The organism is Celeribacter baekdonensis (assembly GCF_003047105.1).
Lineage (GTDB): Bacteria > Pseudomonadota > Alphaproteobacteria > Rhodobacterales > Rhodobacteraceae > Celeribacter > Celeribacter baekdonensis_B.
This window is the reverse complement of the sequence record NZ_CP028475.1, coordinates 993707-1012656: the sequence shown is the minus strand read 5'-3', so window position 1 is coordinate 1012656 and position 18950 is coordinate 993707. Positions and strand designations below refer to the sequence as shown.

Genomic DNA, 18950 nt, shown 5'->3' with positions numbered 1-18950 from the left:
CGGAACGAGCCCTGTCGGGCTGTCGCTTTTGCTCTCGTTTTTCCACCGCGCTGCCTTTATAGTTGACGAAATCGCTCGGACAATTTAGAAACATTCTAAATCTGCGTGGGCGACCGCGCGGGAGTGGTATGGAGGTAAGGCTCCACGCCGCATACGTCAATGTATTTGCGCCGTTTTTTGCCTCATTGCGAGTGGGAAACGCGCGGAAATGCGCCAAAATGGCCCCTGTGACCGCTCGTGTCGTTGTTGATGCGGTGTTTGGAGCGTTTCAAGAGGCGGATTACGCCGCGATGATCGGGCCAAAATGGTTTCGGATCGCATCAAGAGGGACTGTGACATGAAGCTGTCGACCAAGGGACGTTATGCAATGGTGGCACTCGCGGATTTGGCGTTGCAGCCGGACAATGCGCTGTTGTCGCTGGCGGAGATTTCCAAACGCCAGGACATTTCATTGCCTTATCTGGAACAACTGTTCGTCAAGCTGCGCCGGGCCGATTTGGTGGTTTCAGTGCGCGGTCCGGGTGGCGGTTATAAATTGGCGCGACCGGCCTCTGAAATTCGCGTCTCTGACATTATGGGCGCGGTGGATGAAACCGTGTCGGCCATGCACACCGGGGCTGGGGCTTCGGGCGGCGTGTCCGGGTCACGGGCGCAGAGCATGACCAACCGGTTGTGGGAGGGCCTGTCCGCACATGTCTATGTGTTCTTGCACCAAACCCGGCTTTCGGACGTGATCCGCAACGAATTGCGTCCCTGTCCGGCGGTGCCGACCCTGTTTGCCGTGGTCGACGAAGACTGATCCGGCTTTTGAGTATTTGAACCAAAAAGAAGACCTGACCGCGTGACCCAGAATCGCACATATCTCGATTACAACGCCACCGCTCCGCTCGGCGCGGCGGCGCGCGCGGCGATGATCGCGGCGATGGATGTGGTCGGCAATCCGTCGTCGGTTCATGCCGAGGGCCGTGCGGCCAAGGGTTTGATGGAGCGGGCGCGGGCGCAGGTGGCCGAGGCGTTCGGGGCCGATGGCGCGGATATTGTGTTCACCTCTGGGGCGACTGAGGCGGCGGCTTTGGCGATGGCCGGACGGGGGTTGCACTGTGCCGATGTGGAACACGAAGCGGTGTCATCTTGGTCCGGCGGGGCGCTTCCGGTGTCTTCAGACGGTGCGGTGATTTGTTTGAACCCCGCGACATCGGCGCTGCAATTGGCGAATTCTGAGACCGGCATGGTGCAAGAACTGCCGAGCGGACTGGCGCTGTGCGATGCGACGCAGGGGTTTGGTAAATTGCCGGTGGCGTTCAATTGGATTGGTTGCGATATGGCGCTGATCTCGGGTCATAAGATCGGCGGGCCAAAAGGGGTCGGCGCTTTGGTGCTGCGTCAGGGATTGGACGTTGTCGCGGGCATTCGCGGCGGCGGCCAAGAGATGGGACGACGTTCGGGCACGGAAAACCTGATCGGCATCGCGGGCTTTGGCGCGGCGGCAAAAGCGGCGGCCAAGGCCTTGGCGAACGGGGTTTGGGACGAGGTGGCGCAAAAGCGCGATCGGTTGGAAGACCTGTTGGCGCAAGAGATCGACACGCCGATGTTTGTTGGCAAACCACACGCGCGCCTGCCCAATACCATGTGCCTGATCACGCCCGGTTGGAAGGGCGAGACCCAGGTGATGCAAATGGATTTGGCGGGGTTTGCGGTGAGTGCCGGATCGGCCTGTTCCAGCGGCAAGGTCAAAGCCTCAAAGGTGCTGCGCGCCATGGGGTATGATGAGACTGAGGCGATGAGCGCGCTGCGCGTGTCCATCGGCCCCGCGACGACGACACAAGAGATTGAGCGGTTTGCCACAGCATGGCTCGCCGCCTATGGCCGTTGGAAACAACGAGCGGCCTAACCGACATAAGAGGGGCCGACACGAGAGCCCCATAAGACGCACATGCCATTTTGGCACAGACGAAGGAGTGATCCGATGACGGATGACGTTCAGGTTAAAGACGCGGTTCAAGTCAAGGACGGGGTGGAGCAGGACACTGTTGATGCCGTTCAGGCGCTGGCTGGCACCTATAAATACGGCTGGGACACCGATATCGAGATGGAATATGCGCCCAAAGGCCTGTCCGAAGATATCGTGCGTTTGATCTCGTCTAAAAACGATGAGCCGGAGTGGATGTTGGACTGGCGGCTTGAGGCCTATCGCCGTTGGTTGACGATGGAAGAGCCGAATTGGGCGATGGTTGAGTATCCTGAAATCGACTTTCAGGATCAGTATTACTACGCCCGCCCGAAAAGCATGGAAGACAAGCCAAAGTCTTTGGACGACGTCGATCCGAAACTATTGGCGACCTATGAAAAGCTTGGCATTTCTCTGAAAGAACAGATGATTTTGGCGGGCGTCGAAGGCGCGGGCGAGGTGCCTGCCGATGGCGCCAATTCTGAGCGCAAAGTGGCGGTGGATGCGGTGTTTGACTCGGTGTCTGTCGGCACGACCTTCAAAAAAGAGCTTGAAAAAGCCGGGGTGATTTTCTGTTCGATCTCGGAAGCCATCAAGGACCACCCGGAGCTGGTGAAAAAATACCTCGCCTCCGTGGTGCCGGTCTCGGACAATTATTACGCCACATTGAACTCTGCGGTCTTCTCCGACGGCTCCTTCGTCTACATCCCGCCAAATACCCGTTGCCCGATGGAGCTTTCGACCTATTTCCGCATCAACGCCGAAAACACCGGCCAGTTCGAGCGCACGCTGATCATCGCCGACAAGGGCTCCTATGTGTCCTATCTCGAAGGCTGCACAGCACCACAACGCGACGTGGCGCAACTTCACGCCGCCGTGGTTGAGATCGTGATCTTGGAGGACGCGGAGGTGAAATATTCCACCGTGCAAAACTGGTTCCCGGGCGATGAGAACGGCAAGGGCGGGATCTATAACTTTGTGACCAAACGCGCCGATTGCAGGGGGGATCGGGCGAAAGTGATGTGGACACAGGTCGAAACCGGCTCGGCGGTGACGTGGAAATACCCGTCCTGCATCCTGCGCGGCGATGACAGTCAGGGTGAATTCTATTCCATCGCCATCACCAACAACATGCAACAGGCTGATACTGGCACGAAAATGATCCACCTTGGCAAAAACACCAAGAGCCGGATCGTGTCGAAAGGCATCTCTGCGGGTAAAGCGCAAAACACCTATCGTGGTCAGGTGTCGATGCACCAGAAAGCGAAGAATTCGCGCAATTACACCCAATGCGACAGCTTGTTGATCGGTTCGCAATGTGGGGCCCACACCGTGCCTTACATTGAGGTCAAAAACAACTCGTCGCGGGTTGAACATGAGGCCACCACCTCGAAAGTCGATGACGATCAACTGTTCTACTGCCGTCAACGTGGCATGGACGAAGAGGAGGCCGTGGCCTTGGTCGTCAACGGGTTCTGCAAAGACGTGTTGCAAGCTCTGCCGATGGAATTCGCCATGGAAGCGCAACAATTGGTGGCGATTTCTCTGGAAGGATCTGTGGGCTGATGAGCACGCGCGGGCTTCTGATTCAAACGCTGATTGCCACGGTCCTTTGGGGTCTTGGCATGGTGTTGGTGTTCGATTGGCCGCGCGCCGAAATTCTCACGCCGATGGTGTTTTTTGCCGCCGTCTATTGGGGCATCGGACGGGTCATTGGCCTGATCCTTGCGAAACGGTCCCAGAAATGACGCCGCCCCGCCTGCCTCAACGGATCCCCGAACTCTCGAATTGGACGCGATATGCATCTTGAACTTCTTCCCCTCTTTGCCAAGCAAAGCCTCGGCGTCGCCGTCGGTGTTTTTATTGGGGCGATCATCGGCCTGTCTGTGCGCGCCAAACGTTCGGGCAAAAAGGGGCTTTATAAAGACAGCGTTTATGCCACGGCCTTTCTCGCCTCGATGCTGGCCTTTGCGGCGATGACACTGATCCGTTTGATCACGTTTAAGGGCTGAGATGAGCACCACGCCGACATATACATTTGACCCAAAAGGGCCAGAGCTGACCTTCCCCTTGGAGGTCATGAGTTTTGTCTGTGGGCAATATGACCAGGCGGGCGTGATCCTTGAATACGGGTCCGGCGGCTCCACCGCTTATGGGGCGGCACAAACGGGCAAGGTGATCTATTCAGTCGAGGGGTCAAAGGAGTGGCACGACGCGATGCAGGCGCATTTTGCGGCGCATCCGCCCAAGGCTGAGCTGAATTTGATCTATGCCGACATCGGTCCCACCGGCGATTGGAGCTGGCCGAAAAACAACGCCAAATGGCACCGCTACCCGGATTATTGCTTTGGCGTGTGGCAGCGCGACGATTTGATTGCGCCGGATTTGGTGCTGATCGACGGTCGGTTCCGGGCCGGGTGTTTCTTGGCCACGTTGTGCGCGATCCAAAAACCGACCACCGTGCTTTTGGACGATTATGTCGGGCGCGAAGAGAAATACAGCGCCATTCTGGAGTTTGCCTCGATCACAGCCCTGCATGGCCGCATGGCGCAGTTTGATCTTGAGCCGATCAACACGTTGCCCGCCGATCAGCTTTATACCCTGCTGAAAACCTTTCAGGTGAAACTGTGATGTGCGCCTTTGATCTTCATAGGTTTGATCATCACGCCGGGCGTTTTTCGCTCAAACCGCCCGATTTTTGCCATTTTCAGATGGTAAACGAAATGCTTACTCAGTGTTTCGAAGGGTTTGGTTATGACGTATCAGCATCAGGAATTTCTCAATCGTTTGGGGCGCGTCGCACGTGCGCCACAAAACGGGGTGAGTATGATCGGGCCTGCGCAATCGCAAAATGTTGGCCGCAATCACCGCCTGGCGCAGATGCTTCAGCGCCACAAAAGTCAGGGCGTTCATGGTCGTCCGATGAGCGAGCCACAGCTGATGGCGACGCAAGTGATGTCCTATGTGATCGCCTTTGGCATGGGCGGAATGGCGGCGGTGATCGCGCGGGCTTTGCGTTATCAAATCTCCGGCCAAATCTCCGGCACAGTGATCCCCAATGCGGATTTCGATCTGGCGCTCGACGTGATTTTCGCCATCGTGATCGCCTTTGTTCTGCGCGAGGCGGTGTCTTTGTCGGCGGTCAAACGGATGGGCGCACAGTTTGCCGGCATTCTTTTGGCGATGGTGACAATGCACAATGTCGTCCATCACATGCCGGACACGTTTGGGCGGCTGTTCTCACCCCAATGGGTCGAGCATGTGATGCAAACGACCGAACCCGGCACGCTCAATTTCCGTGGACAAAGCTACAAAATCTAGTCGGGGAACCCCGTCGCAGAGCCCCCCGTCAAGGTGACCCGGCGTCAGTCTCAAAAGGCGCAAGATCACCGCAGGATTGCCATGATCTGATCCAATTCCCGAACCAAACTGACACATATAAAAAGCAGTCAGACAAAAAAGGGCAGGGATCAGATGCAGCATGCACAGCACGCGCAATTCGCCACGCGGATCAATCGGATCGAACGGGGCGGACCCAACACGTTTTCGACGGTCTACACCGGTCTCCAGGACGCGGACACGCCACGGGGCAAGAAAGTGTCCGGCGTCACCCATCTGAGACCGCAAGACCCAGATCGTCCCTCGGCGCGCGTTTTGATGCGTGCGGGGCTCAAATCCGGCGTGATGCAGACCACGGCGCTCGGGCTGTTGTTGCTGCTCTATCTGCGCTACGTCGGCCTGTAAAATCCGCCTCTCAATTCCACCCCAAAGCCTGCTCTGGTGCAGTGCGATCGGGGGGTAAACCACAACAACGCACATATAAAACACTGGTGTCTGCCGCGGTTCTGCCGCGCGCGGGCCATTCCTCGTGAAAGGACAATAAAATGTTGGAAATCAAAAACCTCCACGTCAAACTTGAAGAAGAAGACAAGCAGATTCTCAAAGGCGTCAACCTGACCGTCGGCGAAGGCGAAGTGCACGCGATCATGGGCCCGAACGGATCGGGCAAATCGACCACCTCTTATGTGCTTGCGGGCCGCGATGGCTATGAGGTCACCGACGGTGAGGCGCTTTTGAACGGGCAAAACCTGTTGGATATGGAGCCGGAGGAACGCGCGGCGGCGGGTCTGTTTTTGGCCTTCCAATACCCGGTCGAAATTCCGGGCGTGGGCAATATGACCTTCCTGCGCACCGCCGTAAACGCCCAACGCAAAGCCCGCGGCGAAGACGAATTGTCCGCCACCGAGTTTCTCAAAGTCGTGCGCGAAAAGGCCAAGTCGTTGAAAATCGACGCCGATATGTTGAAACGTCCGGTCAATGTCGGCTTTTCGGGCGGTGAGAAAAAGCGCAATGAAATCCTTCAGATGGCGATGCTTGAACCGAAACTTTGCATCTTGGACGAAACCGATTCCGGTCTCGACGTGGATGCGATGAAATTGGTCTCCGAGGGCGTCAACGCGTTGCGCGACGGCAAACGCTCCTTTGTCGTGATCACGCACTATCAACGCCTTTTGGACCACATCAAACCCGATGTCGTTCACATCATGTCCGCAGGCCGCATCATCAAATCCGGCGGGCCGGAATTGGCGCTTGAGGTCGAACACAATGGCTATGCCGATTTGTTGGCGGAGCAGGAGCAAGCCTGATGACACGCTTTGAGATGAAACAACGCAAACTCGACGCCACGGCCGAGCGGGTTTTGGGCATGGTGATGCCGCAGGGCGCGGCATGGGCCAATGACCTGCGTCAGGACGCTTTGAACCGCTTGCTCTCCATCGGCTTGCCGCAGGGGCGCGATGAATATTGGCGCTGGACCAAACCCGACAGTCTGACGGCGGAAACTCCGACCCAAGCGGCGGTGTTCCACTCCGATGACACGCCGATTTTCTCCGCGCTTGATCGGTTGAAACTGGTCTTTGTCGATGGTGTGTTTGACGCAGCCGCCTCCGATGCGCTTGAAGGCGAGAACCTTGAGGTCATGCGATTGACCGATGCGCTCGGCAGCGACATTCATTGGGTCAAAGATGCCTATGGCGCTCTTGAAAAACGCGCCCAAGATCCGGTTGATCGGCCGCTGGCCACGCTCAACACCGCCTTTGCCACCGATGGCGTGGTGATCCGCGCCACAGGGCCGGTGAGCCGTCCGGTGTCGCTGATCTATCTGCACAAAGATGAGAGCTCGGACGCGATCCTGCACCATGTGATCAAACTCGATGCGGGTGCGGAGCTGACGCTGTTGGAAAACGGTCCGGCGGCGGCACGGTTCAACAAAGTGATGGAAATCGAGGTCGCCGATGGCGCGCGCTTCCATCATGTCCGCGCTCAAGGTCGTGACCATGAACGCCGGGCTGTGACCCATTTGTTTGCCTCTGTCGGCTCCGATGCGGCGTTTAAATCCTTTACCATGACCGCCAATGGCGTGTTGACCCGCAACGAGGTCTTCATCGACATCTCCGGCGACGACTCTGTGGCCCATGTCGCGGGTGCCGCGATGGGGGATGGCGATTTCTTGCATGATGACACCGTGTTCATCACCCACGCGGGCCTGCGTTGTGAATCGCGTCAGGTGTTTAAAAAGGTGCTGCGCAACGGTGCCAAAGGCGTGTTCCAAGGCAAGATTTTGGTCAAACAAGCGGCGCAAAAAACGGATGGTTATCAAATCTCTCAGGGGCTTTTGCTTGATGAGGACAGCCAGTTTTTGGCTAAGCCTGAGCTTGAGATTTACGCCGATGATGTGGCTTGTTCGCATGGCTCGACCGTGGGCGCGATCAATGAGGATGCGCTGTTTTACCTGCAATCGCGCGGCGTTCCTCATGCCGAGGCCACCGATCTTTTGACGCTGGCATTTTTGGCCGAAGCGATCGACGAGATCGAGGATGAAGCGATCAGCGCCGATATTCTTGAGCGTCTTGAGGGCTGGCTTGCCCGGCGTCGGGGCTAACCCATGGGTGTCGTCACCGATATGGCTCGTAGCTATCGCGCCCCTCGGGCTGTGCTGCGTCATAGGTTGGGCCAAGGCGAAAATGAAGGCGGGGCTTTGGTCACGCTCATGATCGCCTGTGGTCTGGTCTTTGTCGCCCAATGGCCGCGCCTGTCGCGCGTGGCCTTTGAGACCGGCCAAGAGGTGCAAATGCTGTTGGGGGCCACGCTGTTGGGGTGGCTCTTTATCATGCCATTGGTGTTTTACGTCATTGCCGGCCTGATCCGCTTTGTCCTCTCGCTTTTGGGCGGCACCGCCACGGGCTATGAGACCCGCATGGCGGTGTTTTGGGGGCTGCTCTGTGCCGCGCCGCTATGGCTTCTGTGGGGGCTGACGGCGGGGTTTGTTGGGCCGGGGGCGGCGACCAGTTTGGTCGGTGTGATTGCGTTGGCGGCGCTGATGTATTTCTGGGGCATGGGCCTGTCTGAGGTCGCCTTTTCGAAAGAGACAAAAGATGTATGATGTAGAGGCGATCCGTCGCGACTTTCCGATCCTGTCCCGAACGGTCAATGGCGCGCCTTTGACCTATCTCGACAATGGCGCTTCGGCGCAAAAGCCACAGGTGGTGATTGATGCGATCACGCGCGCCTACGCGGAGGAATATTCCAACGTTCACAGGGGGTTGCACTTTCTTTCTAATCTGTCGACGGAGCGCTATGAAAGCGTGCGTGGGATTGTTCAGACCTTTCTGAATGCGGGGTCGGAGGATGAGATTGTCTTTACCTCTGGCACCACCGAGGGGATCAATCTGGTCTCATACGCTTGGGGCGCTGAGATGCTCAAACCCGGCGATGAAATCATCCTTTCGGTGCTCGAACATCACGCCAATATCGTGCCGTGGCATTTCCTGCGCGACCGCATGGGCGTGGTGATCAAATGGGTCGATTGCGCCATGGACGGCAGTCTTGATCCGCAGGCCGTGATCGACGCCATTGGTCCCAAAACCAAACTGATCGCCATCACCCAAATGTCCAATGTCACCGGCACCCGCGTCGATGTCAAAACCATCTGTCACGCCGCCCGCGCACGCGGTGTGGCGACACTTGTGGACGGTTCTCAGGGGGCGGTGCATGGCCCTGTCGATGTGCAAGACATCGGTTGCGATTTTTATCCGATCACCGGCCATAAACTTTACGGTCCGTCTGGGTCGGGTGCGATCTATATCCGCGCCGAGCGACAGGCCGAAATGCGCCCCTTTATGGGCGGCGGTGATATGATCGACACGGTGACCAAGGACACAATCACCTACGCCAAACCGCCGCTGAAATTCGAGGCGGGCACACCCGGCATCGTGCAAACCATCGGCATGGGCGTGGCGTTGGATTACCTGATGGCCATCGGCATGGACAAGATCGCTGCGCATGAGGCCAAACTGGGGGCCTATGCCGCCGAGCGGTTGCAGAATCTCAATTGGCTGACGGTGCAGGGCACAGCTCCGGGGAAAGGCGCGATCTTTTCCTTCACAATGGAAGGCGCACATGCCCATGATTTGTCCACCGTCTTGGACAAAAAAGGTGTTGCCGTGCGCGCCGGGTCGCATTGCGCCATGCCGCTGATGGAACATCTTGGCCAAACCGCCACCTGCCGCGCGTCTTTTGCCATGTATAACAGTTTTGAAGAGGTGGACCGCTTGGTCGAGGCACTGGAATTGTGCCACGAGTTTTTCGCCTGAACTCAATTGCACAAGGCGGCGCGAAAACAGATTGCGCCGCCTTTTTTCATCGCCTATACGATCCCCCACAGGCACCCGTAGCTCAGCTGGATAGAGCGCTACCCTCCGAAGGCTGATGTCAAGGGATTTGTAAGTTAAAGAGGACTAAAATACATACGTGATAACAAACTCTTGCCGATGAGATCGTTTTTCGATTTAAGGTCTGGAGAATTCGCGTAAGCAGTTAGGCCCTGACGGTTCTACTGCGCACCCATAGCTCAGCTGGATAGAGCGTCGCCCTCCGAAGGCGAAGGCCTCAGGTTCGAATCCTGATGGGTGCGCCATTAACTTAACAAAATCAATAAGTTATGTGCCGCTCTTGAGGTGCCATTTCAGGTGGTATTCTAGAGGTAAAGTTGGGCCTGTGGCCTCATGACGGGTTGAGTGTCGGGAGAGTGGCTTCCGGTGGCGCACAGCGACGAGGATCGCAACGACTTCCTTCGCAAGCGCGGTTTCTCGAAGGCCGAGACCGGCAAGATCATCGAGACCGTGATGCGCGAAGAGGGGCGCCCATCCTCGAAGCGGTTCGTGAGGCGGCTGGCGAGCGCGAGGCGGCGCGCATCGAGCACCTGAAGAAGGCCGACATGGCGCAGGAAGCCGAGCGCCTGCTGACGGGCAGCGGCTGGATGCCAGAGCCGCTTCGTGGAGCGGATGGGGGCGGTGATGCCCTGGAGGCCGACGACGAGCAGGTTGACGAAATCGAGCAAACCAGGCCGGAGGCCACGATTCTCACCGCCGCTGAATGACTACTCTACCCCAAACGTGTACTGCGTTCGGGGTATTTTGCTGGGTGCAAAGGGCGGAAAACGGCCTGTGAGGTCGCGGCACCGCGCCAGCGGCAATCGGCGATAACGGCCATTTACGCCTCGCTCAGAACGCGACACACTGCGCAGGCAGCTGCCTGTCGCGCAGGCAAACAAGACGACTGCTAGGCGCATTTGCGGACGCCTCCCCTGGTCGATCGAGCAGGGGGCGGATCCGAGCGTTGAACATGGCCATAGCTTTCCGGGCGCCGCCCAAAGGCTGCATTCATCATACGGATCGCGGGCCGCAATATTGTTCACACGACTATCAGACGCTTCTGCGCCAGCATGGCTTCAAGGTGTCGATGAGTGGCAAGGGCAATTGCTACGACAATGCTGCCGTCGAAACGTTCTTCAAAACCATCAAAGCCGAACTGATCTGGCGCAAGTCATGGGAAACGCGGCGGCAAGCTGAAGTGGCGATCTTTGAATACATCAACGGGTTTTACAATCCGCGACGACGCCACTCAGCACTGGGTTGGAAAAGCCCCGTCGCATTCGAACGGAAAGTGGCTTAAACGAGCACATGGGGCGGCACGAAAGCGTGACAGGTCCAATCCAGCTTAAGCGCTGATCCGAATTTCCGCGACCACCTCTCCATTCTCCTATCGGCCGAGTGTGCAGGGTGTGGGGCTTGTAATGAAATAGTGGGGGGCGATGGTGGAGATGAGGCTGGCGCAGACGAGCAGGCGAGACCAGCCGAACGCGCACCTGTGCGGGGTCGTTCGCAGCGCCGTGAGGTGCGCGCCATGAGCGTGATGGCGATGGCGGCCGGGCGTGGGCAGCCAGAGCCCGAGACACTTGAGCGGGAAGCGGCGGTGCCGAAGGAATGGGAGGCGGCGCTCGACCGACAGGAGAATTTTATCGAGGAGTTGTGCGCTGGTGAGGGTACAAATGGTCCACCCAAACTAATCGGCTCGTCGGTATTTTGTTGTGTTCCGGCAGAGTTTGACCTGTTGTCGAACTATTCGCTTGAGATATGAGAGCCAGTTTCAATTGCTGCAATTTCAAGAAAGTCGACGCATACGCGCTTCGATATCTGACAGCCATTTTTCACGCCGTTCCGGTTTTACAAATTTCACGTAATTAAAGCTGATCCATTTGCGGTTCTTGATCCCGACTTTCCAGAAGGTGCCGAGCAGGAGCGCTTTCTTGATCGCGTTGCCAAACACCAGACGATAAATGATACCCGGCGTGTTCATGGTGGTGATCATCGTCACGCCCTTGAGCTGGGTCATCCGGTTGATCATGCCCTTGTTGCTCGGCGTATAGTCGTAGAAGAAGCCGGGGAAGACGACCTTGTCGATGAAGCCTTTGGTCAGCGCCGGCATCAGTTCCCACCAGATCGGGAAGATGAAAATGATATGATCGGCCTGTTCGGCGCGGCGAATGTAATCGGCGGCCTGCGGATCGATCAACCCGGCTGCGGCATCGCGATCCTTTGATCCCAGGACAAAGGCCTTGAGATCCTTGGCCCGCATCACCGGGTCGAACCCGTCATCGTCGAGATGGATGAGATCGGCCTCGTGTCCGCCGGTCGCCAGACCGGAGAGGACGGACGTCAATATGGCATTACAGAAACTGCCCTTATACGGGTGATTGAAAACAACGAGTACACGCATGATCGCCTCCGATATTGGTAATTTGCGTGCAATATGAGCGCGCCCGGATATCCGCGCGTTATCGATTGTTAAGATTCCTCGACTTTTTTGCGAATTCTGCTCAGAGAGACAGGGGTCACGCCAAGGAACGAGGCAATATAATGCTGTGGCACGATCTCGAACAGCGCGGGATTTTGCGCCAGCAGATGGCGGTAGCGTTTCTCCGGGCTCTCCATGATCCGGTTGAGAAACAGGGTCTGGTAATCCGAAAGCCGCGTCAGCAGCGCCTCGAACAAAAAGTCCCGCAGGCTTCCGGACGCGTTCATATGCTCTTCAAAACGGACCTTGTCGATCACCCGCACGGAGCTCGGTACGATCGCCTCGATGCCGAAACGGCTCGGTTCGCCTTTCAGGAAGCTTTCCAGAGAGGCGACGATCTCTCCGGGCTGGAAGAATTGCACGGTGATGTCATTGCCGTCGTCATTATAGCAGAGCCGCAGGCATCCGCTTTCGATGTAATAGGCATGGCGGCTGACATCGCCCTGCAAAAGCAGCGTCTGGCGCCGTTGCAAGTCCCGATGATCGGGAAAGTCGTTCAGAACGCGTGTGATGTAGGTCGGCGCTTTCACGGTTGGTCTCATCAGAACGAGAAAAACTCATATTGTTCTAGAGAAGAGAACCTTTTTCTCAAGCGAATTGGCAATGTCAAATTGCGGCTCACGATGGGATGTGGACGAAAAATGTTCAACTCCTGAAGAATGGCTGCAACCGAATGGGCAGGATCGAGAGACTGCTCTTTGATACCTGACCGGAAATCATCCGTTCGGCAGCGGTGCTCTACGTTCGCATTCCATTTTCGCTTCGAAACGTCAAAGATTTATTCCTCCGAGGTGGAATGTATGTAAGCCACGAAATGGTTCGGAGGCTTGAAGAAGAACTACACAAACTGGTTGAAAAAACTTTGCTTGAGCGATTGGAGCCCCGGAGTAGAGCGGTTCCGTTCCGAGGCTCATGCAGTTATTTAAGCGCAGCATATTCTTCGGGCCGCAGCATCGCCATGCGCACCGCGGGTGTGATCCCGCTGAGCCCTGCGACCTTGTCTCGGATCTCCGCACCAACACTGCGGATTTTGTCCTCAGTGCGGTCTTCGCGGCCCAAATATTTGATCTCGATGTTGATCTGCGGCTGATCCGGCAGACCGATATGTTCGATCAGCGCCAGATGCGCCGCCGCTAGCGGCACATCGAGACGCCCGCAAACCAGCGCCCGCAGGTCCGACATCGCGCCTTTGAGGGCGGTTTTCACGCTCTCGGGCTGGTTTTGATCTACGTAGAGCTTCATCAACGGCATCGGCTTAGTCCTTTTTCTCGACCATCACGAAGTCGAACGGGCAGCGCCATTCGGTTTCGTCTTTGATATGCTCGAAGGGCGCGACGAGGGTCTCTTTGACGCCGAAGACGGTGTCGTCATTGATGTATTCGTCATCTCCGACGAAGGTGTGTGTGACGATGGTCTGGAAGTTTGGGGCGGTGACCATGAAGTGCATATGGGCGGGGCGATAGGGGTGACGCCCGATCTGGCCCAGCATCTTTCCAACGGGGCCGTCATCTGGGATGGGGTAGCTCACCGGTTTGATGCCGACGAATTTATAGACGCCATCCGCGCCGGTGATGAAGCGGCCACGGTTGTTCCATTTGGGCTGGATGTCGGGCTGCTGCACGTCGTAGAAGCCTTCGGCATTGTCGGACCAGGCATCGACGCAGGCGCCTTTGATCGGCTCGCCGTGCAGATCGACGACGCGGCCCTCGTAGAGGCAGAGCTCACCTTTGCCATCAAGCGAGATGCATTCGCCCATCTCACGGATCGGCGCGTCGGCGACGTGGAAGGGGCCGAAGACAGTGTTCTCGGTGGCCCCGGCCGGGCGGCGGTTGTTGATCGCATCGACGAGCATGGAAAAGCCCAGAACGTCGGACAAGAGGATGTATTCCTGACGCTCTTCGGAACAGATCTGGCCGGTTTTGGTCAGAAATTCGATGCCGATATCCCATTCTTCCTGGGTCAGCTCGGTTTCCTTGGCAAACTCGTGCAGGTGCTTGACGAGGCAGGCCATGATCTCTTTGAGGCGGGGTTCCACCTCACCGCGCATCCGCGCGTTCACGGCCTCAACAGAGCCTTCCTCAGTAAAATATTTAGTCATGTGACGTCCTTTCCAATCTTATGCCAAGCTTATGATTGTGCGTGTTTGCGGGGCCGCGGCGCCTTGTGGCGCAGCGGCAGCAGCTCGATGCCGGTTCGGTCGGTGAACAATCCCCAGAGGCCGCGACGGGCGAAGAGCATGATGGAAATGCCGATCAGGCCGAGGACGATGAGATAGAGCGTGCCGTAATCGGAAAGCAGGCGTTGCAGGGCGTAGAACACGATGACGCCAATGATCGGACCCGGCAGGGTGCCGATGCCGCCGATGACGGTGATGAAGATCACGAAAGCGGTCCAATCGACGACGGAGAAGGCGGCTTCGGGGTGACGCGGGTGATCTGGATGAACAGGAGCGCGCCACAGACCCCGGTGCCGAAAGCGGTCAGAAGGAACACAAGCGCCTTGAGCTTTACCGGATCAACCCCGACCGAGCGCGCGGCCTCCGTGTTGTCGCGGATCGCCTGCAGGCCGAGCCCCATGCGCGAGCGCAGGAACAGGTAGCCCGCGACCAGCGTCACCAGCGCCAGCCACATCGCCAGCCAATAGGTCACCGCATCCGCCGCCGCCGAGGATGAGCCGCCGATGAGGTTCTTGGTGAACTCGACGCCGATCATTTCCTTGGTGGTGCCTTTCGGAAGCGAGGTGCCGGTGCCGCCGCCAAGCGCCTGCCATTGCGCCATGATCAACCGCGTGATCTCGGCCACGACCCATGTGCCGATGGCGAAATAGGCACCGTTGAGGCGGAAGGAGAAAAACGCCATCGGGATCGCCAGCAACAGGGCCGCGACACCGCCGATGAGGATGCCGAACACCGGGTCGATGCCCCAGAGGATGACGGCGGCGAACATGGCATAGGCGCCGATGCCGACGAAGGCCTGCTGGCCCACCGACACAAGGCCTGCAAAGCCCGCGAGCATGTTCCAGTTGAGCGCCAACACCAGCATGGTCATCACCATGAAGAGGTCCTGCACCAGCGCGCGCGAGCCGACGATGGGGACAAAGATTAACGCGATGACGATCAGGCCAAAGGCGAGACGGGCGAGGATAGAAGAGTTCTGAGTGGTCATGGATCGGCCCTCAATCATAAGCCCGCGGGAAAAGCCCGCGCGGACGGATCAACAGGATGACGACAAAGGCGACATGCCCTGCCAGGATTTGCCATTCGGGATTGATCGCGGCGCCAAGCGCCTGGGCCACACCGATGACGATGCCGCCGGCGAGGGTGCCCCAGAGCGAGCCGAGCCCGCCGATGATCACGGCCTCAAACGCATAGAGCAGGCGCGCCGGCCCGATCGACGGGTCGAAATTGGCGCGGATGCCCAGATAGAGCGCGGCGATGGTGGCGACGACCAGAGCGATGCCGGTGGCGATGGCAAAGACGTTCTGCGGGCGGATGCCCATGAGACCGGCGGTCACCGCATCGTCGGAGGTGGCGCGGAAGGCGCGGCCCAGTTTGGTGCGGTAGAACAACTGGTTGAGGCCAAAGATCACGGCGACGGCGGAGGCCAGCGTCATAAGAGGCATGACGCCCACCGTGGTGAAGCCGAGATCCAGAGAAGCCGCTTCGATCGGACCGGCGGAGAGCTTTTGGCTGTCGGCGGAGAAGCCTTCGAGCAGACCGTTCTGGATCACGACCGACAGGCCGAAGGTCACCAGAAGCGGCGGCAGGATGTCGTCGCCCAGCACCTTGTTGAGAACCAAGGTCTGCAGCGCCCAGCCGAGCGCGAACATGATGGGAGCGGCGATCAGCACCGCGAGGAACGGGTGGATGCCCAGAACCGTGGTGGCCACGAGGATGAGAAAGGCACCCAGAACGATGAGATCGCCATGGGCCAGGTTGACCAGTCGCATGATCCCGAAAACGAGGCTCAGACCGGCGGCGAAAAGGGCGTAGAGACCGCCCAGCAGGATGCCCTGCACGAGGGTGTCGATCCAGATCATGCGGATACTCCGAAATAGGCGTCGTGGATGGCAGAGCGGTCAAGCGCGTCGGGACGGCCTTGCAGCGTCACGCGGCCTTCCATCATGCAATAGACACGGTCGGCGACCTTGAGGGCGCGCGAGATGTCCTGTTCCACGACGATGATCGAGGTGCCGCTTTCGCGAATTTGCGGGAAGGCGGCGTAGATGTCGTTGATGATGACGGGGGCGAGGCCGAGGCTGATCTCGTCGCACAAAAGCAGCTCCGGGTTGGACATCAGCGCGCGGCCGATGGCGACCATCTGTTGCTGGCCGCCCGACAAAGCTGTGCCGGGATTGTCCTTGCGCTCGCGCAGGATCGGGAACATCTCGTAGATCCGCTCCAGCGTCCAATAGCCATTGCCCGTGCGTTTGTGCGCGCCGATCATCAGGTTCTCTTCGACGGTCAGGGACGGAAACAGCTTGCGCCCCTCCGGCACCATCGAAATGCCCTTGTCGATCACCGCCCAGGACGGCAGAGCGCCGATGGCAGCACCGTCGAAACGGATCGCCTCCGGGTCGGAGGACAACAGTCCGGTGATCGCCCGCATCAAGGTGGTTTTGCCCGCGCCATTGGCGCCGATGATGGCGATGGTCTCGCCCTTGTCGATCTTGATATCGACACCGAACAGCGCCTGAAAATCGCTGTAGAAGGCGGTCAGGCCTTGGGTTTCCAGAAGTGTGCTCATATCTCGATCCCCAAATAAATCTCTTTGACTTGAGGTGCTTCCATCACCACGGAGGGCTCCCCGATCATCAGGTTCTTGCCGAAATCCAGCACCATGAGGCGTTCGACCACGGAGTTGAGCGCGTGCAGCACATGCTCGATCCAGATGATCGCGGTGCCTTCGGCGTGGATGCCCTTGATGGTGTCGACCAGCGCGTGACATTCGCCTTCGGTCAGACCGCCCGCGATCTCGTCCAACAGGATGACTTTGGGCGAGGTGGCCATGGCGCGGGCCAACTCGAGGCGTTTACGCTGCAACAGGGACAGCCCGCCGGACACCAGATCAGCCTCGGCTGCAAGACCGGTGCGCGACAGGATATCCATCGCGAAATCCCCGGCTTCCGAGCCGTGATGTCCGCCGCCGAAATTGGCCGCGACCAGAAGGTTCTCGAAGACCGACAGATGGGTGAACGGCTGCGGGATCTGGAACGACCGGCCAATGCCCGCCGCCACCCGCGCCATTGGGGGCTGGCGCGTCACGTCGCGCCCGTCCAGAGTAATGGTGCCCTGATCCACGGCAATATTGCCGGTGATCAGGTTGAACAAGGTCGACTTGCCCGCACCGTTCGGCCCGATGATACCAAGCGCCTCGCCCGCGGCGAGGTCAAAGCTGACATCATCCGTGACCTTCAAGGCGCCGAAGCTTTTCGACACGTTTTGAAGTGACAGAATGCTCATGTTTTCCCTCTCTCCCCGAGGCGGACGCACGAGGTTGTGCGCCCACCCGGGAGGAACTGTTAGGCCAGCGCTTCGATTTCGCCGCCGAGCGGGATATCGGGTGCATTGCCGTTCTCGACGATGATCAGATCGAAAGAGCCGTCATCCTGACGTCGCCACTGACCGCCGACGAGCGGGGTTTTGGCCACGTTTTTCTGGGCAAACGGCGGCAGGTTGTCCTTGCCCCAGGCGATGTTGCCCACAACGGTGTCGAGATTGGTCGCGGCAATCGCCTCGGCCAGATCGTCGCCATCGGTCGGATCGCCCGCGCGTTTGATCGCATCGGCGGCCACCTCGAAAAGCGCATGGGTAAAGCCCACCGGCTGGGTCCACTGACGGCCTGCGGCGGCCTCGAAGCCTGCGGCGAGATCGCTGTTGCTTTCGCCGGTGAGCGAGGAGGCGTAGGGGAACTCGGGCGTCCAATAGACTTCGCAGGACAGGTTATGCGCCAGATCGCCAAGCTGCTGCACGCTCTCGGGGAACAAAAGCGCCTTCGCCACAGAGGCGACTTTCGGGGTAAAGCCCTGTTGCCGCGCCTGGGTCCAGAAGGTGGTGAAATCTGGCGGGATCGGAATGCCGGTGAAAATCTCGGCACCGCCGTTTTTAAACGCGTTGATCTGTGCGGAGAAATCGTCGGTCAGGTTCTGATACCGGCCCGGATCAATCAGGTTATACCCGGCAGCCGCAGCCGCAGGCGGCATCCCTACATCGGCGGACCAGGCATTGCCATCGCCGTCATTCGGCCAAAGCGCGCCGACGACCTTGTTGGTGTCGAGACGGTCCCACATGTTGATGAAGGTCGAGACATTGTCCTCCAGTCCCCAGAAGAAATGGTAAACGTAATCGAATTCCTGCCAGCTGCCCGGATCGTTCGGGTTGCCTTGCTGACCGATGAACCACGGCTGCCACGGTGCGACCGACGAGATCACTGGGATCTCTTCGCTTTCGGCGATGGTGCAGACGGGGTTCGTGGTCTCGGGCGTCGAGGCCACGCAGATCAGATTTACCTCATCACGCACGATCAGCTCGCGGGCCACTTCGGCGGCGCGGTTCGGGTTCGATTGGCTGTCCTTGACCACCACTTCCACGTCGAGACCTTGCGCCGTCGCGGTCTCAAGGAAGCGTTTGATCATGTAATCGTCAGCTTCTGAGAACGCCGAAAGCGGGCCGGATTGCGGGCTGACATAGCCGATTTTGACCTTGGTGCCTTTGGCCAGCGCCGGCATGGCAAGGGTGCTGGTCGCGGCGGCGGCCAGCCCGGTTTTGAGTACTGTGCGTCGTGTAAGCATCATATTTCCTCCCTAAGAT

The 18950-nt window shown here is 58.5% G+C and carries 27 protein-coding genes and 1 tRNA gene; 18 read left to right on the top strand and 10 right to left on the bottom strand.

Annotated elements, in window-relative coordinates; all coding sequences use genetic code 11:
- Positions 1–218: 218 nt before the first annotated feature.
- From DA792_RS23070 to DA792_RS08390, 18 genes are all read left to right on the top strand, one after another.
- Positions 219–341, top strand: coding sequence for a hypothetical protein (locus tag DA792_RS23070; protein WP_302666908.1), 123 nt, complete (start codon positions 219–221; stop codon positions 339–341).
- On the top strand, positions 338–799 hold the full coding sequence (locus DA792_RS08465; RefSeq protein WP_107719568.1) for an Rrf2 family transcriptional regulator: 462 nt from the start codon (positions 338–340) through the stop codon (positions 797–799). Before DA792_RS23070 ends, DA792_RS08465 begins: the two co-directional genes overlap by 4 nt.
- 42 nt (positions 800–841) lie before the next feature.
- Positions 842–1891, top strand: a complete 1050-nt coding sequence (locus tag DA792_RS08460) for a cysteine desulfurase family protein (protein WP_107719567.1) — start codon at positions 842–844, stop codon at positions 1889–1891.
- Positions 1892–1966: 75 nt separating this feature from the next.
- Positions 1967–3514, top strand: a complete 1548-nt coding sequence (gene sufB, locus DA792_RS08455) for a Fe-S cluster assembly protein SufB (RefSeq protein ID WP_107719566.1) — start codon at positions 1967–1969, stop codon at positions 3512–3514.
- Positions 3514–3696 carry a hypothetical protein gene (locus DA792_RS08450; RefSeq protein WP_107719565.1) on the top strand — a complete coding sequence of 61 codons (183 nt, stop codon included), beginning with the start codon at positions 3514–3516 and terminating at the stop codon, positions 3694–3696. Before sufB ends, DA792_RS08450 begins: the two co-directional genes overlap by 1 nt.
- Positions 3697–3747: 51 nt before the next feature.
- Complete coding sequence (locus DA792_RS08445; RefSeq protein WP_107719564.1) at positions 3748–3960, top strand: hypothetical protein; 213 nt, start codon at positions 3748–3750, stop codon at positions 3958–3960.
- A 1-nt stretch (position 3961) separates the two neighbouring features.
- Entirely contained in the window at positions 3962–4579 is a 618-nt protein-coding gene (locus tag DA792_RS08440; RefSeq protein ID WP_107719563.1) for a hypothetical protein, read from the top strand.
- Between the two features lie 123 nt (positions 4580–4702).
- Positions 4703–5269, top strand: a complete 567-nt coding sequence (locus DA792_RS08435; RefSeq protein ID WP_107719562.1) for a hypothetical protein — start codon at positions 4703–4705, stop codon at positions 5267–5269.
- Between the two features lie 153 nt (positions 5270–5422).
- A complete protein-coding gene (locus tag DA792_RS08430) occupies positions 5423–5692 on the top strand; it encodes a hypothetical protein (protein WP_107719561.1) in 270 nt (89 codons plus the stop codon).
- Positions 5693–5832: 140 nt separating this feature from the next.
- The gene (gene sufC, locus DA792_RS08425; protein WP_107719560.1) at positions 5833–6594 is read left to right on the top strand and encodes a Fe-S cluster assembly ATPase SufC; all 762 of its coding nucleotides are present in this window, start codon (positions 5833–5835) and stop codon (positions 6592–6594) included.
- Positions 6594–7889: a SufB/SufD family protein gene (locus tag DA792_RS08420; protein ID WP_107719559.1), complete on the top strand. Its 1296-nt coding sequence runs from the start codon at positions 6594–6596 to the stop codon at positions 7887–7889. Before sufC ends, DA792_RS08420 begins: the two co-directional genes overlap by 1 nt.
- Positions 7890–7892: 3 nt before the next feature.
- The gene (locus DA792_RS08415) at positions 7893–8390 is read left to right on the top strand and encodes a YIP1 family protein (protein ID WP_107719558.1); all 498 of its coding nucleotides are present in this window, start codon (positions 7893–7895) and stop codon (positions 8388–8390) included.
- On the top strand, positions 8383–9600 hold the full coding sequence (locus tag DA792_RS08410) for a cysteine desulfurase (protein ID WP_107719557.1): 1218 nt from the start codon (positions 8383–8385) through the stop codon (positions 9598–9600). The genes DA792_RS08415 and DA792_RS08410 overlap by 8 nt, the downstream gene beginning before the upstream one ends.
- Positions 9601–9846: 246 nt before the next feature.
- Positions 9847–9923: transfer RNA gene (locus DA792_RS08405), tRNA-Arg, on the top strand.
- 121 nt (positions 9924–10044) lie between these two features.
- The gene (locus DA792_RS22195) at positions 10045–10212 is read left to right on the top strand and encodes a hypothetical protein (protein WP_254679736.1); all 168 of its coding nucleotides are present in this window, start codon (positions 10045–10047) and stop codon (positions 10210–10212) included.
- An 11-nt stretch (positions 10213–10223) separates the two neighbouring features.
- On the top strand, positions 10224–10385 hold the full coding sequence (locus DA792_RS08400) for a hypothetical protein (RefSeq protein ID WP_199908211.1): 162 nt from the start codon (positions 10224–10226) through the stop codon (positions 10383–10385).
- Between the two features lie 95 nt (positions 10386–10480).
- Complete coding sequence (locus DA792_RS08395; protein WP_368074510.1) at positions 10481–10960, top strand: DDE-type integrase/transposase/recombinase; 480 nt, start codon at positions 10481–10483, stop codon at positions 10958–10960.
- Between the two features lie 231 nt (positions 10961–11191).
- Positions 11192–11425, top strand: coding sequence for a hypothetical protein (locus DA792_RS08390; protein WP_159075206.1), 234 nt, complete (start codon positions 11192–11194; stop codon positions 11423–11425).
- Positions 11426–11449: 24 nt separating this feature from the next.
- On the opposite strand, the gene DA792_RS08385 is transcribed toward DA792_RS08390, so the two are convergent.
- From DA792_RS08385 to DA792_RS08345, 10 genes are all read right to left on the bottom strand, one after another.
- Complete coding sequence (locus DA792_RS08385) at positions 11450–12064, bottom strand: NAD(P)H-dependent oxidoreductase (protein ID WP_107719555.1); 615 nt, start codon at positions 12062–12064, stop codon at positions 11450–11452.
- Positions 12065–12132: 68 nt separating this feature from the next.
- Positions 12133–12672, bottom strand: coding sequence for a Crp/Fnr family transcriptional regulator (locus DA792_RS08380; protein WP_217621090.1), 540 nt, complete (start codon positions 12670–12672; stop codon positions 12133–12135).
- Between the two features lie 388 nt (positions 12673–13060).
- Positions 13061–13393, bottom strand: a complete 333-nt coding sequence (locus DA792_RS08375; RefSeq protein WP_107719553.1) for a hypothetical protein — start codon at positions 13391–13393, stop codon at positions 13061–13063.
- Positions 13394–13397: 4 nt separating this feature from the next.
- Positions 13398–14240 carry a dioxygenase family protein gene (locus DA792_RS08370; RefSeq protein ID WP_107719552.1) on the bottom strand — a complete coding sequence of 281 codons (843 nt, stop codon included), beginning with the start codon at positions 14238–14240 and terminating at the stop codon, positions 13398–13400.
- 29 nt (positions 14241–14269) lie between these two features.
- Positions 14270–14524, bottom strand: a complete 255-nt coding sequence (locus DA792_RS22755; RefSeq protein ID WP_254679647.1) for a hypothetical protein — start codon at positions 14522–14524, stop codon at positions 14270–14272.
- Positions 14521–15306: a branched-chain amino acid ABC transporter permease gene (locus DA792_RS08365; RefSeq protein ID WP_254679646.1), complete on the bottom strand. Its 786-nt coding sequence runs from the start codon at positions 15304–15306 to the stop codon at positions 14521–14523. The genes DA792_RS22755 and DA792_RS08365 overlap by 4 nt, the downstream gene beginning before the upstream one ends.
- A gap of 10 nt (positions 15307–15316) precedes the next feature.
- Positions 15317–16180: a branched-chain amino acid ABC transporter permease gene (locus tag DA792_RS08360; protein WP_107719551.1), complete on the bottom strand. Its 864-nt coding sequence runs from the start codon at positions 16178–16180 to the stop codon at positions 15317–15319.
- Positions 16177–16887 carry an ABC transporter ATP-binding protein gene (locus DA792_RS08355; protein ID WP_107719550.1) on the bottom strand — a complete coding sequence of 237 codons (711 nt, stop codon included), beginning with the start codon at positions 16885–16887 and terminating at the stop codon, positions 16177–16179. The genes DA792_RS08360 and DA792_RS08355 overlap by 4 nt, the downstream gene beginning before the upstream one ends.
- The gene (locus tag DA792_RS08350) at positions 16884–17603 is read right to left on the bottom strand and encodes an ABC transporter ATP-binding protein (protein ID WP_107719549.1); all 720 of its coding nucleotides are present in this window, start codon (positions 17601–17603) and stop codon (positions 16884–16886) included. Before DA792_RS08350 ends, DA792_RS08355 begins: the two co-directional genes overlap by 4 nt.
- A gap of 59 nt (positions 17604–17662) precedes the next feature.
- Entirely contained in the window at positions 17663–18934 is a 1272-nt protein-coding gene (locus DA792_RS08345; RefSeq protein ID WP_254679645.1) for an ABC transporter substrate-binding protein, read from the bottom strand.
- Between the last annotated feature and the right edge of the window lie 16 nt (positions 18935–18950).

What these genes read in the sequence shown, in the direction of transcription:
- DA792_RS23070 (WP_302666908.1), top strand. Translation starts at nt 219, where the DNA reads ATGGCCCCTGTGACCGCTCGTGTCGTTGTTGATGCGGTGTTTGGAGCG.
- DA792_RS08465 (WP_107719568.1), top strand. Translation starts at nt 338, where the DNA reads ATGAAGCTGTCGACCAAGGGACGTTATGCAATGGTGGCACTCGCGGAT.
- sufB (WP_107719566.1), top strand. Translation starts at nt 1,967, where the DNA reads ATGACGGATGACGTTCAGGTTAAAGACGCGGTTCAAGTCAAGGACGGG.
- DA792_RS08450 (WP_107719565.1), top strand. Translation starts at nt 3,514, where the DNA reads ATGAGCACGCGCGGGCTTCTGATTCAAACGCTGATTGCCACGGTCCTT.
- DA792_RS08445 (WP_107719564.1), top strand. Translation starts at nt 3,748, where the DNA reads ATGCATCTTGAACTTCTTCCCCTCTTTGCCAAGCAAAGCCTCGGCGTC.
- DA792_RS08440 (WP_107719563.1), top strand. Translation starts at nt 3,962, where the DNA reads ATGAGCACCACGCCGACATATACATTTGACCCAAAAGGGCCAGAGCTG.
- DA792_RS08435 (WP_107719562.1), top strand. Translation starts at nt 4,703, where the DNA reads ATGACGTATCAGCATCAGGAATTTCTCAATCGTTTGGGGCGCGTCGCA.
- DA792_RS08430 (WP_107719561.1), top strand. Translation starts at nt 5,423, where the DNA reads ATGCAGCATGCACAGCACGCGCAATTCGCCACGCGGATCAATCGGATC.
- sufC (WP_107719560.1), top strand. Translation starts at nt 5,833, where the DNA reads ATGTTGGAAATCAAAAACCTCCACGTCAAACTTGAAGAAGAAGACAAG.
- DA792_RS08420 (WP_107719559.1), top strand. Translation starts at nt 6,594, where the DNA reads ATGACACGCTTTGAGATGAAACAACGCAAACTCGACGCCACGGCCGAG.
- DA792_RS08415 (WP_107719558.1), top strand. Translation starts at nt 7,893, where the DNA reads ATGGGTGTCGTCACCGATATGGCTCGTAGCTATCGCGCCCCTCGGGCT.
- DA792_RS08410 (WP_107719557.1), top strand. Translation starts at nt 8,383, where the DNA reads ATGTATGATGTAGAGGCGATCCGTCGCGACTTTCCGATCCTGTCCCGA.
- DA792_RS08400 (WP_199908211.1), top strand. Translation starts at nt 10,224, where the DNA reads ATGGCGCAGGAAGCCGAGCGCCTGCTGACGGGCAGCGGCTGGATGCCA.
- DA792_RS08390 (WP_159075206.1), top strand. Translation starts at nt 11,192, where the DNA reads ATGAGCGTGATGGCGATGGCGGCCGGGCGTGGGCAGCCAGAGCCCGAG.
- DA792_RS08385 (WP_107719555.1), bottom strand. Translation starts at nt 12,064, where the DNA reads ATGCGTGTACTCGTTGTTTTCAATCACCCGTATAAGGGCAGTTTCTGT.
- DA792_RS08375 (WP_107719553.1), bottom strand. Translation starts at nt 13,393, where the DNA reads ATGCCGTTGATGAAGCTCTACGTAGATCAAAACCAGCCCGAGAGCGTG.
- DA792_RS08370 (WP_107719552.1), bottom strand. Translation starts at nt 14,240, where the DNA reads ATGACTAAATATTTTACTGAGGAAGGCTCTGTTGAGGCCGTGAACGCG.
- DA792_RS08365 (WP_254679646.1), bottom strand. Translation starts at nt 15,306, where the DNA reads ATGACCACTCAGAACTCTTCTATCCTCGCCCGTCTCGCCTTTGGCCTG.
- DA792_RS08360 (WP_107719551.1), bottom strand. Translation starts at nt 16,180, where the DNA reads ATGATCTGGATCGACACCCTCGTGCAGGGCATCCTGCTGGGCGGTCTC.
- DA792_RS08355 (WP_107719550.1), bottom strand. Translation starts at nt 16,887, where the DNA reads ATGAGCACACTTCTGGAAACCCAAGGCCTGACCGCCTTCTACAGCGAT.
- DA792_RS08350 (WP_107719549.1), bottom strand. Translation starts at nt 17,603, where the DNA reads ATGAGCATTCTGTCACTTCAAAACGTGTCGAAAAGCTTCGGCGCCTTG.
- DA792_RS08345 (WP_254679645.1), bottom strand. Translation starts at nt 18,934, where the DNA reads ATGATGCTTACACGACGCACAGTACTCAAAACCGGGCTGGCCGCCGCC.